Raw genomic sequence first — 15692 nt, 5'->3', positions numbered from 1 at the left:
AAGGAAGACAAGGTTATTCCGCCCGGATGGCGGAATAAGGCGAACCGAGGCATGGATGCCGAGTCGAGCCGGCCGCAGGCTGACTGCCCGGAGGTGAACGCAGTGCGCAGCACCGGTCGCCCGCGAAAACGGGGATTGCAAAGGGGGCAAGCCCCCTTCGCCCGTTCACTGGCTGTGAAGCCACATTAAGCGCATCACTGCAAGTGAACGGAAACAACTACACTTCAGGTGAACGGAACTTTCACCACACTGCCATCAGTGCAAAGCAAGCGGAACAACCACACCAGCCCTGGTGACCGGAACCAGAAACACCAGGGCTGGGTGAACTAAAACAACCCCTTACTTTTTACCCCTCGCCACCACAACCTCCTGCGCCACGTTATCCGGCGCCTCGGCATAATGATGGAACTCCATACTAAACGTGGCACGCCCCTGGGTCATAGAACGCAAAATGGTCGAATAACCAAACATCTCCGACAACGGCACATCTGCCCGGACAATGCGGCTTCCCACCTGTTCTTCCATCCCCTGAACCAGGCCGCGACGTGATGACAAATCCCCCATCACGTTACCGGCATACTCTTCCGGCGTTTCCACTTCCACATGCATCACCGGCTCCAGTAACACCGGCGATGCGCGCCGGGCAGCTTCACGAAACGCCATACTGCCCGCCATGCGGAATGCCATTTCTGAGGAGTCCACCTCGTGGTAAGAGCCAAAGGTCAGCGTGGCTTTTACATCCACCACCGGGTAACCAGCCACCACCCCCGTAGACAGGGCATCGCGAATACCTTTTTCCACAGAAGGAATGTACTCTTTCGGCACCACACCGCCTTTGGTGGCATCGGCAAAAGCAAAACCCGCGCCTGGCTCCTGAGGCTCAACACTGATAACCACATGGCCGTACTGCCCTTTACCACCAGACTGGCGAATAAATTTGCCTTCCACATCGCTTACCGCTTTACGCAATGTTTCGCGGTAAGTTACTTGCGGGCGGCCAATTCGGGCTTCCACACCAAACTCACGTTTCATGCGGTCGACGATAATATCCAGGTGCAACTCGCCCATGCCGGAGATAATCGTCTGGCCAGATTCTTCGTCTGTCCGTAACCGGAATGACGGGTCTTCTGCCGCCAGCCGCTGTAACGCCAGGCTCATTTTTTCCTGGTCATCGCGGGTTTTCGGCTCAATCGCCAGCGAAATAACCGGTTCCGGGAACACCATGCGTTCCAGAGTAAGTACTGCCGCCGGGTCACACAGCGTTTCCCCGGTAGTGACATCTTTCAGGCCCACACAGGCAGCAATATCACCGGCATGCAGCACATCCACTTCATGGCGGTTATTGGCATGCATTTGCACAATACGGCCAATGCGCTCTTTCTTGCCCGTACCTGGAATGTACACCTGGTCGCCTTTGTGCAGCGTACCGGAATACACCCGGATAAAGGTTAACTGGCCCACATACGGGTCGGTCATCAGTTTAAAGGCCAGCGCAGAGAACGGTGCTTTTTCATCGGCGGCACGGCTCACCGGTTTGTCCCGTTCATCCAGCCCACTAACGGGCGGAATATCCAGCGGCGATGGCATCAGCGTCACCACGGCATCAAGCAGCAGTTGCACACCTTTATTTTTAAACGCGCTACCACACAGCACCGGCTGAATCTCACCAGCAATAGTGCGGGCACGCAGGCCGTCAAAGATAGCCTGCTCAGGTAATTCACCGCTTTCCAGGTAGCGGTCCATCAACGTTTCACTGGCTTCAGCCGCCGCAGCCAGCAGGTTTTCCCGCCATTCACTGGCTAACGCCTTAAGCGCCTCTGGAATGGGTTCATAACGGAACGTCATCCCCTGGTCTTCTTCATCCCAGTACACCGCGTGCATCTTGATCAAATCCACCACGCCGGTGAAGTGCTCTTCACTGCCAATGGGTAACGTAACCGGAACCGGGTTAGCATGCAGGCGGTCTTTCATCATTTGCACCACCCGCAGGAAATCAGCACCCTGGCGGTCCATTTTGTTGACGAACGCAATGCGCGGCACATGGTATTTATTCGCCTGGCGCCACACAGTTTCAGACTGGGGCTGCACCCCGCCCACTGCGTCATACACCATAACGGCACCATCCAGCACGCGCATGGAACGTTCCACCTCTATGGTGAAATCCACATGGCCTGGGGTATCGATAATCGTAATATGGTGTGGATCGAAATTATGGTCCATACCCGGCCAAAAGCAGGTAACAGCAGCCGATGTTATGGTAATTCCACGTTCCTGCTCCTGGGCCATCCAGTCGGTTGTTGCCGCGCCATCATGAACTTCGCCCAGTTTATGGCTCAGGCCAGTGTAAAACAGGATACGTTCCGTGGTAGTGGTTTTACCGGCATCAATATGAGCCGAGATACCAATATTGCGATAACGTTCGAGGGGGATGGGTCGGGGCATAATGCGTCCTTAGTCTGTAAGACCAGTTTTTTACGCAGAAACCATTTTCTGCGCTTCATCAATGAAACACATCATAGTACAACTGTACGAGTATTATCGAACTATTATTATCATCGTTGTTATTTGTCAAAACTCACCACCCTGCATACATAGCAAGAGGCAGGGTGTTCAGGTATATTACGCCCTCGCCGCTTGCGGCGGGTAACAGACCACAGGAAGCCTATGAAGCACCATCCCGAACGAGAACAAATTCGCCTTGAAAATGTCCTGCTGGCGCTGGGCAACCCTATCCGTCTTGATGTAGTGAAAAGCCTTGCTGAACAGGGTGAACAAGCCTGCGGCACACTGCGGCGTGATGTGGCGAAATCCACCATGACTCACCACTGGCGCGTACTGCGCGACAGCGGCATTATCTGGCAGCGCCCACAAGGGCGGGAAAATTTGATTTCATTGCGCCGGGAAGACCTGGATGCACTGTTTCCCGGCTTACTGGAAACGTTACTGAAAATTATTTAACCCCAGGTTTTGCCCCCTGAACCCGCACCTGCAACTGGTGGCGTTCATTGTAGAAACGGCGGTATGCCAGGTACCCGGCCAGAATGGTTGAAAGACTCGCTGTCGATAACAGCATAAACGTCACCATTATTTGGTATTTAATCGCTTTTACCGGGTCGATACCGGCAAAAATCAGCCCGGACATCATACCAGGCAAGCTCACCAGCCCCACCGTTTTTGCTGAATCCACCGTTGGAATCAGCGCGGCACGAATGCTGTCGCGAATTAATTGCGCCGAAGCCTGTTTCGGGGTCGCGCCCAGGCTGAGCATTTCCTGGATGCGCTGTTGCTCTGCCGAAAACCGTTGCCCAAGGTTGTTGTAGCACAACCCCACTGCCACCATTGCGTTACCGGCAATCATCCCGGAAATCGGGATAACCTGCATGGGCACAAAGGCAATCGACCCGGTAAACACCAGCACACTGAGCGTCAGCACTGCCCCACTGGTAATCGCCACGAACGAAATGACAAAGGCCTTATCAATATATTTACTGCGCTTTTTGGCATTCCACGCCGCATTCAGGCAGATAAATAACACCATCAGTACCGTCAGCAGTGCATGGTTGACATCAAATATGTATTTCAGCACATAGCCAACGGCCACCAGTTGCACAATGGCACGGGCAATGCTCCACACAATATCCCGCTCCAGGCCAAGCTTTTCTTTATTGCTGATAACAATCGCAACCACAACCAGCACCAAAGACAGCGCCAGCGATTCATTGGTAATGTTATGCTGATTCATGGGATCCCTCCTGTTCACTCTGTTCCTTAAGGCGCGCCGGCAACGTAATTACATCGCCCAGTTCACGCAGTTCGCTGGTGTCGTGCGTCACCCATAACACGCCCAGGTGTTGTTCTTTCACCAACCCGGCAATCAGCTTATGTACTGTCTGTTTGTTCTCTTCATCCAGCGCGCTGGTGATTTCGTCCAGCAGTAATACCTGCGGCAAAAATTGCAGGTTACGAATCAGAGAAACACGCTGCTTTTCCCCACCAGATAACGACTGTATTGATTTTTCCAGGGTGTCTTCCGCCAGGTTTAGCGTTGCCAGGTCGGCGCGTAAACGGGCTTTATCCGGCTTTTTCTGGCGCAAAACCCAGGGAAACGCCAGGTTGTCATACACCGTGTCGCCAAACAGAGCCGGGGTTTGGGTGCAATAACCCACAGCCTGGTGCCAGGCTTCCGGTGTAAACGCGTCACTGGCACGCCCGTTCAGTACCAGCGTGCCGCTGTCAGGTGTCAGTAAACCACCAATGATTTTCAATAAAGTGCTCTTGCCGCACCCGGACGGGCCGGTGATCAGGCGGCATTCACCCGCCTGCACCTCAAGGGAAATGTCGGCCAGAATAGACTGGCTACCGGACTGATAACTGACATGCTGCACCGCCAATAAAGGAGAAGACGCCATTTTTCACCTGTTTTTACTGATGTTTTTCATCAGTATACTCGTGGTTTCAGGCAAAATCCCCAGCTTATCAGCAGGCCAAAATAACCAGGTTACACCCGCTGGACCCGGTATTCCTCAACCAGTGCGGCATAATGCGCCTGTTCTGTTTTAATGCGTGTGGTAATGGTCGCCGGCGAGTCATAAACCGGTTTTAACGAGCTCAAGCGTAATACTTCAAGGCAGTCGTAACTGACTATCAGGTTTTGCATCGCTGCCTGCAGGGGTTTCGCAATGCTGTCTGGTGTCCCGGCAGGCAGAAACCAGCCATACCAGCCCGTCAGGTTTATTTGGGGAACGCCCTGCTCACGGCAAGTGGGCACATCCCAGCCCGGCACCCGAAACTGGCTGGTAACTGCAATGGGGCGCAAAATACCGTTGCGCATTAACCGCGCGCCATTACCACCAATCAGAAATGCGGCGGCCAGGTAGCCTTCCAGCAAATCGTCAATAATCATGGACGTTCCCCGGTATACCTGGGGTTGCAGAGCCACCCCTTTTTCCCGGCTAAGAATTAACTGAGCCATGTTGCCTGGCGAACCAAACTGGGCAAAACCAATGTTATTGAAAGCGGGGTTTTTCACTACCCAGCTCAGGTAGTCATCAAGGCTTTTTACTGCCGGGTCGACAACCGGGCCAAGCGCCATAAACAAGGCATATTCACCGGTAATTGCCAGGGGAATGAAGTCGCGCTCAGGAGAATAAGGTAACTGGCGGTACAGTGAGGGAAAAGCCGTCATTTGCGGCGACTGCGCCAATAATATAGTGCTGCCATCTCGCGGAGCCTGGCGCACATAACGCATGGCGCGAATACTGTTTTCGCCCGGCATATTTTCTATTTTCCAGCTGCGCTGTGGGTAAAAATTGGGTAACAGGGCCAGTATTTTTTCACCCAACTCTGTTCCCAGGCCGGTACGCCCGTAGCCAAATACCGCTCTGTTTGCTGCCCCTTTTGGGTCAGTATGCGCGCCGCTGGCCATCCGGGGTAACAGCATTGACGCGCCAAGTCCTAATAATGCCCTGCGAGATACTGCCATAGCGTTTCCTTGTTAGTCGGTATTCAAACACGGCGAATCTGGTAGCTGTCCACCATGCTGGCGTAATAGTCCTGTTCTTCTCTGATACGCTCCCGAATAGCCTTAGGTGTTAAATCCACGGGTTTTAGCGAATAGCGCGCAAGTACCTGCTGGTAATCACGGCTTTCCAGCCCGGAATGAATGGCATCATGCAACGGCTCGTACACTCTGTCTGGTATGCTTGCCGGGGCAAACCAGCCATACCAGCCATTAATATCCATATCCGCCACCCCCTGCTCACGGCAGGTAGCGACATTTTCCCAACCTGGGTGGCGTTGTTTACTGGTCACCGCCACCGCCCGTAATTCACCAGAGGTATAGCTCTCAGGCGAATTGCCGGCAATCACCAGGCCTGCGGATAAATAGCCACGGCGCAGGTCATCAATCATCATGGATGAGCCATAATAGGCAACCGGCTGCAGCGCGACTTCTTTGCTGTGCGCAATAATCGCCTGAGCCACCTGGCCGCTGGAACCATACTGGGTAAACCCAAGGTTGCGGTATTCAGGGTTTCTCAGCACCCACTCCAGGAAGCCATCCAGCGTTTTCACCTCCGGGTCTACCAGTTTCCCCAGCGTCAGTAACAGGGTGTATTCCCCCATAATCGCCAGTGGGCGAAAATCCGCCAGTGGGTCATACGGCAGGGAACGGTAGATGCTGGGCAGTAGCGTCATTTGTGGCGACTGCGCCTGCAGCAGTACAGATCCATCGCTATCTCCCGTTTTCACGGTTTCCACCGCTCTGAGGCTGTTATCCCCTGGCAGGTTGACCAGGTGGTAACGGTTTTTGTCATAGGTTTGGGCAATCAGCGCAATCATATCCTCGGCCAGCACGCTGCCTATCCCGGTACGGCCGTACCCAAACACCAGTTCACCTCTGGTTGTGGGCGCAGTTGCCCCATAACTCAGAAAAGGGGCAGCCAGGCAGGCGGTTGCCCCGGCTACAAATGCACGTCGGGTTAAACTCATCGTTCACTCCTTGGCTAACCTACTGGTTAAGCTCAGCAATAACGATTTGCCATACTCTTCGCCCGATCCGCGTGATCAGGCTTTCCGGTGCCAGGGGCAGAACCACATCACCTTGTAAAATCTGTTGCCCGGCGTACCGCTGGTTATCCAGAGTAAATGCTATACGGTGCATCGCCACCAGCGGAATGGCTTCACCCTGCTCCCCTTTTAGCGAATCAATTTTGCCGCCCCACAGCGAACTTAACGCCGGGGGAGCAATAAACTCAGCACTGCCCGGGTCAAGGCGCGCAATACGTACCGCAACGGCTGGCAGCGTAGGTACGTCAGGGATAAATTTCCCCGTAAGGCCCGGCTTTAACCCATTGATATAGCGCTCATCCACATACCCGCTCACATCCCAGTGTTCGGGCTGTACCACTCTGGCAAGGACTTGTGACGGGTCCACCCACTGGCCCACAGCCAGCCCTGGTTTGAGGTCAACCACTCGCCCGGCAACCGCCGCGCGCCAGGTAAGTTGCTCCCGTTGTTTCTCAAGGCCCGCCAGGTTATCCCGCGCCTCTTCCAGTTGCTGGCGCAGTACCAGCGTTTCCACTTTCTCGCTGTCTGAACCGCCAATTCGGTCGAGGCGAAATTGTAATAAATCGCGGTTAAGCTCCGTTTCCTGGTAACGAAATGTGAGTTCTGGTGAGCGAAACTGCATGACTAACTGCCCGGCAGTCACCTGCTGGCCGTCGCGCACGGCAAGGTGCACCAGTTGGGCATTCTCCGGCACCGTAATAGGTTGCTGCACCTGATAACTGGCAATTGCCGGTACATTCACTGATGCAGGTAGTGGCACAATAAACACCCCCACTCCCGCCAGTAACAACAGCAACAGAGCAGCGCGGCGCACGGGGTGTAAGCGCTGGCGGTAACCGAGGCTGGTTTTTGTCATTTGCACCACAGGCACTAACACGTAATGCACAACAAACCAGGCGAAAACGGCAAGCCCCAGTGCCGGGAACAGAAAATGCCAGGCAAAATAGCCAATGCCCAGCACCAGTGAGCGCTGGTAAATAAATACCAGCACACCGTAGCAGGCCATCAGTTTCACCCGCGCGCCCTGCAAAGGCTCTGGCGGCGCGACAACCTTGCCGAATAGCAGGCGGTAGCCGTAGTAACGCATCAGCGCGAAGGCGCGTGGCTGCAGGTTTTCAACACGCAATAAATCACTGAGAAAGTAATAGCCATCAAACCGTGCCAGCGGGTTCAGGTTCAGTGCCAGTGTAGTAACCCAACTGGTGGTTGCCACCACAAAACAGACCCCGCGCAGTGTGCCCGGGGGGAGCACCGCCCAGGCGGCGGTTGCCAGCCCGGCAACCAGGCTTTCGGCAATAATGCCGCCCAGCGCTATCCACATCCGTTTATGAGGGTTGGTTATCATCTGTGCCCGGGTTAAATCGGTATACAGCAAGGGGAACACCAGGTAGACAGCCACCCCCATTTTGCCGGGCATCGCCCCCTGGCGCAGTGCCACAGCGGCATGGCCCAGTTCATGGCAAATTTTCAGAACCACCAGCGCCACGCCGAAACTGACCATGGCAGAGGCCGTAGTAAACTGGTGGAAAGTTGCCAGGTAGCTATCCCACTGGCGGGCCACCAGCCACACACCACTCAGCGTGACAGCCCCCCATAAGAACCACAAAATAGCCCACACACCGGGGATCCGCATGCTGGCAATAAACTGCAACATGGGCACCGGATCCCACAACGGAACGTGGATCATCCGTGGTGCTGAAAGCAGGCGGGATGCGGATGCACTGACCAGGCTTTCCCAGGGTTGCCCGCTCACTAACCGGTGCTGTTGCAAAAACTGGACGAACGCCCGGAACTGCCCGGTATCAAGGGTTTCTCCCTGCGCGGCAAGGGTTTGTTTCAGGTCACCCAGGGTGCGGCAATTTGGCCGGGATAAGAACAGTAAATCTTCCTCGCCAATACGGAAGAACAGATGTTGCCAGGGATCATACAGTTGCCAGTCGCCTGGGTGTTCACCGGGTTGCAGGCGAATATCCTGGCGCAGGCTTGGCAGAGTTTGCGTGTCGTCGCTCATGGCTACACCCCCGTGTGCTGGCGCACCCAGGCGATGGGGCGGCGTAAAAGCTGGAACCAGAGTGGCACGGTTTCACTGTAAACCCGTGCCGTTCCCCGGGCACCAATTCGCGGGTAGCCTTCACCAGGTTGCAGGTCTGCCAGCAATACATAGCTGCTGATACCTTCCGGGGTGGTTTGCGGGGTATAACTGTAGCTACTCAGCGAGGCATGCCAGGCTTTCATCGGCGAGCTGTCGAGAAATAGTGTGACATCACTCCCCTGTTTCAGCGGGATATTGTCTTTCAACGGCAGGTCAATACGGAACTGAATGCGATGCGGGTCTGCAATTTGCATAATCTCTTCCCCTACCCGCACTGGTTTGCCTTCCCACTCCCGCTTGTTGGTGAAAATCGCCACACCATTAACCGGAGCAGTCACCCGGGTGCGCTGGTACACATCCGACATGTACTGGTAGTTCACCTTTGCCAGTTGGTATTCGGTACCGGCAACCGCCATTTCTGCCCGCGCATCCGAGTCATCAAAGGCGGCGCTGTTCACCTGTTCACTGCGCGCCTCGGCCACCGCCAGTTTTCGCCCGGCGACCACCATTTCGTTATAGGGCTTTAAATCTTCAAACTGCAGCAGTGCGTCACCTTTTTGGACCGGGCTGTTGGGCTCGACACGAATCTGGCGCACCACGCCTTCAATTGGTGCCGTCAGCCGCCACGGGTCGCGGGCCACCACTTCCACAGGTGCTACCACACTAAGCGGTACGGGGATAAACCCACAAGCAACCAGTAGCAACGGCACGGCCCAGAGCAACGGTTTGAATCGGTGCGACCCGGTCGCCAGGCTGCGTTTGCCTTCCAGTGCCAGCCAGGCGTGGCTATAAGTGCCGGCAAGGCGTTGCGCCAGTGAGAGTTCGGCAGGCAAGAAAGGCTGCCGGCTTCTCAGGCATACCAGCCCGGCATCAACCTGACTACTCTGCCCAAGCGGTATCCACATTCCATAAGGCAGTGCATGGTTTTTGAGAACAGGCTGGTCACTTTCTGTCAGAGAAAAAATATGGCCCTGCTGTAAAGCCTTGCCACGCACATGCAGGTACCGCTCCATTGCCAGTAACAGGGGAGATTTGCGGTCAGCCTGTGGGATATCTGAAACCTGAATGATTTTTAACCGGCCACTGAAGCGGTGGCGCTGGCAAACCATGGCCTGCTCAAAAGGCAATAATTGCCGGGTGGCATTCACCAGGTGTACCAGTAGCGATGGGGTGTCGGGCAGTTTACGAATCGCTTCTTCAAACTGCAGGAGTTTGAGCGCCTGTAAAGCCAGCCCCTGGTTGGCAGGCGTGTGTTGTTGCGACTGGCTGGCCGGGTTCTCTTTTGCTGTGCTTTGCCCGGTATCACTGGTTTTTTCCGGGCGCAGTGGTTCCACTTTCTGGCGCATATTAATCATTAGCCGCCTCCCTGCCTTCAGTGAACGCCACCCTGCCACTCATACCCGGGGCAAACTGCACGCTGGCACCGTCTTCGGTATCCAGCACACCAATCACCTTGACGGTTTTACTCACGGCATCAATTTGCGGCAAAACGCGGGTGATATGCCCGGCGCTGGTGCTGTGGCTTTCCTGTGCTTCGAAAGTAAATTCACTCCCGGGGTGCAACCAGGTCAGCCAGCCTGAAGGCACGATAATATTGAGTTCGAGTTCACCCGGGTCAACAATGGTCAGCAACGCCTGCCCGGCAGAAACCGCTTCCCATGGCGCGACTTTCAGTGCCTGTACCTGCCCGTCAAAAGGTGCACGGATTTCGCAATAACTCACCTGAATTTCCAGGCTTTTGGCCCGGGCCAGTGCTTTGCGGTATTCCCCTTCGGCGGCAATCAGGTCGTAACGGCCCACGGACTGGAATTTATCCAGTTCGATATTGGTATCCCAGGCACTTTTCTTCACCCTGACCTCCTGGCGTGCAGCTTCGGCTTCAGCACGCGGTAGAGCACAGTTAAAACTGACCAGTAAATCTCCCTGGCGGAACGCCATCCCTTCCCGGTAAGGAATCTGTTCGATTTGTGCCGCCAGCTCAGAAGACAGCGTGGCTTCGTGCACTGCCCGTAAAATACCCTGAGACTGCTGGGTTTCCGCCCAGGCAAAACCCGGTGTCGCTACGCCAGCCAGACTTGTGATTCCCAAAAATGCGCAATAGCCAATAAGCTTTCTCATTGTTTTTGGTCCTCCTCCCTGACCAGTTGCGGAAGGGTGGTGATCTCTTCGGTCCAGTACTCCTGCAATTTGCCCGCAATAACCGCTACAGATTCTTTATCGGTATTCCCCAAATCAAAGCTGTCGATACCCATCGAGGCGTATAAGTTCGCATAGGCATTCTGTAAATCCGCGTAGGCGGTGTCATAACGCACTTCATCCAGAATGGATTTCATCTCTACCTGTACCAGATCTTTCTGGCTAATCATGCGGCCTTTAAACCCGGCTTCAGTCAGGGTTAAAATACGTTCCTGCACTTCATGGCCCTGGCGTACCGTATTCAGTTCCTGAGACAGGCGGATAAAACGCGCCCGGGCAACATAAATCTGGGTCAGAATCGCCATCACCAGTGCATCTTCCCGTGCCTGAATCAACCCGGCTTCTGCTTTTACTGCATCTCGCTCCAGTGGGTAACGGAACAGGCTCATCAGATTCCAGCTCACAGAGCTGGAAAAGTTGCTCCAGGTGTTGTTGTACAAATAACTGTTGCTGTCGTAGTTCAGGCCCAGTAACGCTTTGAATGACGGCAGGTTTTGCAACAGCACCTTATCCAGTTCACGCTCGTTAATCCGTTTGCGGTAACTTGACTCACGCAGTTCCGAGCGGTATTTCAGGCCAATCAAAATCATTTGTTCCGCAGAGCCCGGTAACTCCGGCACCACCGCGGTACGGTCTGGCAACACCAGCCTGAACGGGGTTTCCGGCTTCAGGTTGATCAGTGCGGCAAGTTGTTTTTTGGCGAAAAACAGTTCACGTTGCATACGCTGAACGTTGGCCTGTATTTCCAGCAAATCATGCTGATAATTCAGTACACTCAGTGGCGCGACATTGCGCCGTTTTTCCAGTTGCGCTGCCTGCCACAATGCTTTTTGTGCCATCGCTTCAAGTTTGATGAGTTTTTCGTGAGTACGGTCGGCACTCACCGCCCGCCAGTACGCGGTACGCACATCCTCCAGAATTCGGCTTACTACCTTGCGCCGCCGCTCCTGGGCAATATATTGCTCATCAATGTTTTGCTTGCTCTGCACCCAGGAAAGCCCGAAATCCAGGATATCCCAACTGGCAGACAGCTCACCGTTCCAGGTCTGGCGGTCTGACGAAGTCGAAGACTGGAGCGATTCGGTGCCATCCAGCAACGAACGGCTACTGGAGCCCGAATAGTTGTTACGCCAGTTGCGGCCACCACCGACATCAAAAGCAGGCATCATGCCCAGCTCACTAACATCACTCAGCTTTCTTTTCCATTCTTCATCCATCAGTTCGATGCGCTGGTCGAGGTTATATTTCAGTGCCCGGGCCATGGCTTCATACAACGAAATGGGGCCACGTACCGGTTCATTATCCCCCACCAGTTCATTGATCCGGTCATAAGCACGCCAGGCCTGCGCATCGGAATCAATGGGTTTTTCAGTTACCGTACATCCAGAAAGCATGAGCGTTATCCCTGCCAAAACCAGACTTGCACGTTGTGTTATTGTCACCATCTGCCACCATTAACTTAATGCGCGAATCAGTTCCCTCAATGCCAGTTGTTCACGGGAAACAATGGCCTGCACCTGGTCAGAGGCGGTTGGCTCCGGCAATGCCGATGCAAACAGGTCGTTAGTTTCAGGGTTACCGAGCCCGGCCAGCGCGTTATTACCGCCCAGCGGTTGCGGTGAAAAAATTTCTGGTACATCAAAACGGCTGACCATTTGGCGAATCACTTCATTTGAATTGGTATCCAGGCCGCTGAATAACCCCAGAGACTGCACCCCGGCCACCGCCTGGCTTCCCGGTGCGCCACCAAACAGTTGCGCATTCCCGCTCAGGCCTTTAATAGCATTAACCGCATCCAGTAACACCGGGTCATACTCCCTCACCGTAAGGGAGAAATCGGGTGGGCTGGCGCTCTGTTCGGGAGCACGGAAACCGTTATCTCCCGGCACAAAGAATGTTGTGGTTGCAGGATTACTGGTGTTGTTATTGCCAGTATCTGTATTGCCGTTACCGGGAGGTGTGGTATCCGGCCCTATGGGGCTGACAGGCAACGGCGCCACACGAACCGTCAGTACTCCGGTCGCCAGCCCGCCATTGCCATCATTGACCTGGTAAGTCACGGTATCTGTTCCGCTGAAACCCGCGTTGGGGGTATAGGTAAGCGAGCCATTGGCATTCAACGAAACCGTACCATTACCGGCTGTTGCACCGGCCAGCGTCACCCGGTCACCATCAGGGTCCTGGTCATTTGCCAGTACATTCACCGTCACCGGGGTATTTTGCTGAGTGGATGCGTTGTCCGGTTGAGTCTGTGGCAGGTCGTTAACCGGTGTGACTACCATCGCCATTGAGCCAGAAGCAAAGCCACCTTTGCCATCACTCACCATCCAGGTCAGGGTGTCAGTGCCATTAAAGTTGGGTGCAGGCCGGTAGGTTAACGTGCCATCGGGGTTAATCGTCACCGTACCATGGCCCGCACTGGCGGTAGTGACACTCAGCGGGTCGCCATCCACATCGCTGGCAGCACCCAGTACATTTACAGTAACCGGGGTATCTTCCGCCGTAGTGCCACTGAGGTTGCCAGTCACAGGGTTATCGTTTACCGGTGTGACCGTAATAGTCAGGCTGCCTGTCGCGCTGCCACCCTGCCCGTCGGCAAGTATCCATGTCACTGTATCGTTGCCGTTATAGTCGGCATTCGGGGTGTAAGTAATAGTGCCATCGGGGTTGATGGTAACCACACCATGAGCGGCAGAAGCGGCGACCACCACCAGGGCATCGCCATCCGGGTCGCTGCTGCCTGCCAGTACATCCACGGTTAATGGTGTGTCTTCCTGGGTGACTGCCGCGCCATTGCCGGGTACTGGCGGGTGGTTAATTGGAGTGACGACCAGTGCCAGTGTGCCCGTGCTGGTGCCGCCCTGGCCGTCGCTTACCGTCCAGGTCACCGTATCAGTGCCGCTAAACCCGGCGTCAGGGGTGTAGGTGATGGTGCCGTCCGGATTGAGGACAACAGAGCCATGTGAAACTGCCACACTGGCAAGTGCCAGCGTATCGCCATCCACATCGCTGCCATAACTCAAAAGATCCAGTATGACGGGCTGGCCTTCACTGGTGGTTGCCTGGCCACTACCCGCGACCGGTGCATCATTAACCGCCGTAACCACAATGGCGGCTGTTCCGGTAACCAGCCCGCCATGCCCGTCGTTCACTATCCAGGTCAGCGTATCGTTGCCGTGGTAGTTCGCGTTTGGGGTATAGGTCAGTGTGCCGTCCGGGTTAATCACCACCGAGCCATGAGCCGCAGTTGCAGCAGTGACTGAAAGCGTATCGCCATCCGGGTCGCTGGCTGCAGCCAGCACATTGATGGTGAGCGGCGTATCTTCGGCGGTGGTCTGGGGAGCGACCGTTCCTGCCTGCGGGGCGTCGTTTACTGCCGTCACGGTGATGGCGATGGTGCTGGTCACCGTGCCGCCGTTACCGTCGCTAAGGGTATACGTAATGGTATCGCTGCCGTTGTAGTTGGCGGCTGGCGTATAGGTGATTGTCCCGTCGCCGTTAATGGTGACTGTGCCGTGGCTCGCGCTGGCGGTGCTGACGGCCAGGGTATCGCCGTCCGGATCGGTAGCCGGTGCCAGCACATTCACCGTCACCGGGGTGTCTTCGGCGGTGGTCTGCGGTGCGACGGTTCCGGCAAGCGGCGCATCGTTTACTGCGGTAACCGTGATGGCAACCGTACTGGTCACCGTGCCGCCTTTACCGTCGCTGAGGGTATACGTAATGGTATCGCTGCCGTTGTAGTTGGCGGCGGGCGTATAAGTGACCGTACCGTCGCCGTTGATAGTCACCGTGCCGTGGTCTGCACTGGCGGTGCTGACGGCCAGGGTATCGCCGTCCGGATCGGTAGCTGGTGCCAGTACATTCACCGTCACCGGGGTGTCTTCGGCTGTGGTCTGTGGTGCGACGGTTCCGGCCAGCGGCGCATCGTTTACTGCGGTAACCGTGATGGTAACCGTACTGGTGACGGTGCCGCCATTGCCGTCGCTGATTGTGTAGGTAATCACGTCGCTGCCGTTGTAGTTGGCAGCCGGGGTATAAGTCACCGTGCCGTCGCCGTTAATCACCACTGTGCCGTGCCCGGCACTGGCGGTGCTGACGGCCAGGGTATCGCCGTCCGGATCGGTAGCCGGTGCCAGTACATTCACCGTCACCGGGGTATCTTCGGCTGTGGTCTGTGGTGCGACGGTTCCGGCCAGCGGCGCATCGTTTACTGCGGTAACCGTGATGGTAACCGTACCAGTGACCGTGCCGCCGTTACCGTCGCTGAGGGTATACGTAATGGTGTCGCTGCCGTTGTAATTGGCGGCTGGCGTATAAGTCACCGTACCGTCGCCGTTAATCACCACGGTGCCGTGCCCGGCACTGGCGGTGCTAATGGCCAGGCTGTCGCCGTCCGGATCGGTGGCTGGTGCCAGTACATTCACCGTCACCGGGGTGTCTTCGGCGGTGGTCTGTGGTGCGACGGTTCCGGCCAGCGGCGCATCGTTTACTGCGGTAACCGTGATGGCAACCGTACCGGTGACGGTGCCACCGTTGCCGTCGCTGAGGGTATACGTAATGGTGTCGCTGCCGTTGTAGTTAGCCGCCGGCGTATAAGTCACCGTACCGTCGCCGTTAATCACTACCGTGCCGTGCCCGGCACTGGCGGTGCTGACGGCCAGGCTGTCGCCGTCCGGATCGGTAGCTGGTGCCAGTACATTCACCGTCACCGGGCTGTCTTCGGCGGTGGTCTGTGGTGCGACGGTTCCGGCAAGCGGCGCGTCGTTTACGGCGGTAACCGTGATGGCAACCGTACTAGTGACGGTGCCACCCTTGCCGTCGCTGAGGGTATACGTGA

11 protein-coding genes are annotated in these 15692 nt (G+C 55.8%); 1 reads left to right on the top strand and 10 read right to left on the bottom strand.

Annotation, left to right across the window (positions count from 1 at the left end; all coding sequences use genetic code 11):
- Positions 1-339: 339 nt before the first annotated feature.
- Positions 340-2442 (bottom strand): elongation factor G, encoded by a 2103-nt coding sequence (gene fusA / locus DT73_RS19545; protein ID WP_036113740.1) that lies wholly within the window; start codon positions 2440-2442, stop codon positions 340-342.
- A 222-nt stretch (positions 2443-2664) separates the two neighbouring features.
- Between fusA and DT73_RS19540 the strand changes: the two genes are divergently transcribed.
- Positions 2665-2958: a helix-turn-helix transcriptional regulator gene (locus DT73_RS19540; RefSeq protein WP_036113737.1), complete on the top strand. Its 294-nt coding sequence runs from the start codon at positions 2665-2667 to the stop codon at positions 2956-2958.
- Here DT73_RS19540 and fetB read toward each other — a convergent pair.
- From fetB to DT73_RS19495, 9 genes are all read right to left on the bottom strand, one after another.
- Complete coding sequence (gene fetB / locus DT73_RS19535) at positions 2951-3742, bottom strand: iron export ABC transporter permease subunit FetB (protein WP_036113734.1); 792 nt, start codon at positions 3740-3742, stop codon at positions 2951-2953. The two genes, DT73_RS19540 and fetB, sit on opposite strands and share 8 nt — an antisense overlap.
- Positions 3729-4409 (bottom strand): iron ABC transporter ATP-binding protein FetA, encoded by a 681-nt coding sequence (gene fetA / locus DT73_RS19530; RefSeq protein ID WP_036113732.1) that lies wholly within the window; start codon positions 4407-4409, stop codon positions 3729-3731. The genes fetB and fetA overlap by 14 nt, the downstream gene beginning before the upstream one ends.
- 89 nt (positions 4410-4498) lie before the next feature.
- Positions 4499-5482, bottom strand: a complete 984-nt coding sequence (locus DT73_RS19525) for a tripartite tricarboxylate transporter substrate binding protein (protein ID WP_036113727.1) — start codon at positions 5480-5482, stop codon at positions 4499-4501.
- Positions 5483-5505: 23 nt separating this feature from the next.
- Entirely contained in the window at positions 5506-6489 is a 984-nt protein-coding gene (locus tag DT73_RS19520) for a tripartite tricarboxylate transporter substrate binding protein (protein WP_036113723.1), read from the bottom strand.
- Positions 6490-6508: 19 nt separating this feature from the next.
- Entirely contained in the window at positions 6509-8578 is a 2070-nt protein-coding gene (locus DT73_RS19515) for an HlyD family efflux transporter periplasmic adaptor subunit (RefSeq protein WP_036113720.1), read from the bottom strand.
- A gap of 2 nt (positions 8579-8580) precedes the next feature.
- Positions 8581-10014 (bottom strand): efflux RND transporter periplasmic adaptor subunit, encoded by a 1434-nt coding sequence (locus DT73_RS25220; RefSeq protein ID WP_051691483.1) that lies wholly within the window; start codon positions 10012-10014, stop codon positions 8581-8583.
- Positions 10007-10777: an efflux RND transporter periplasmic adaptor subunit gene (locus DT73_RS19505; protein WP_051691482.1), complete on the bottom strand. Its 771-nt coding sequence runs from the start codon at positions 10775-10777 to the stop codon at positions 10007-10009. The genes DT73_RS25220 and DT73_RS19505 overlap by 8 nt, the downstream gene beginning before the upstream one ends.
- On the bottom strand, positions 10774-12249 hold the full coding sequence (locus DT73_RS19500) for a TolC family protein (RefSeq protein ID WP_072006997.1): 1476 nt from the start codon (positions 12247-12249) through the stop codon (positions 10774-10776). Before DT73_RS19500 ends, DT73_RS19505 begins: the two co-directional genes overlap by 4 nt.
- 60 nt (positions 12250-12309) lie before the next feature.
- Positions 12310-15692: tandem-95 repeat protein (locus DT73_RS19495; RefSeq protein WP_152552552.1), on the bottom strand; the 3383-nt coding region annotated here is incomplete at its 5' end.

The organism is Mangrovibacter sp. MFB070, from assembly GCF_000705335.1.
GTDB classification, from domain to species: Bacteria; Pseudomonadota; Gammaproteobacteria; order Enterobacterales; family Enterobacteriaceae; genus Mangrovibacter; species Mangrovibacter plantisponsor.
Note: the sequence above shows the minus strand (reverse complement) of the source record. Positions and strands in the feature narration are given on the sequence as shown.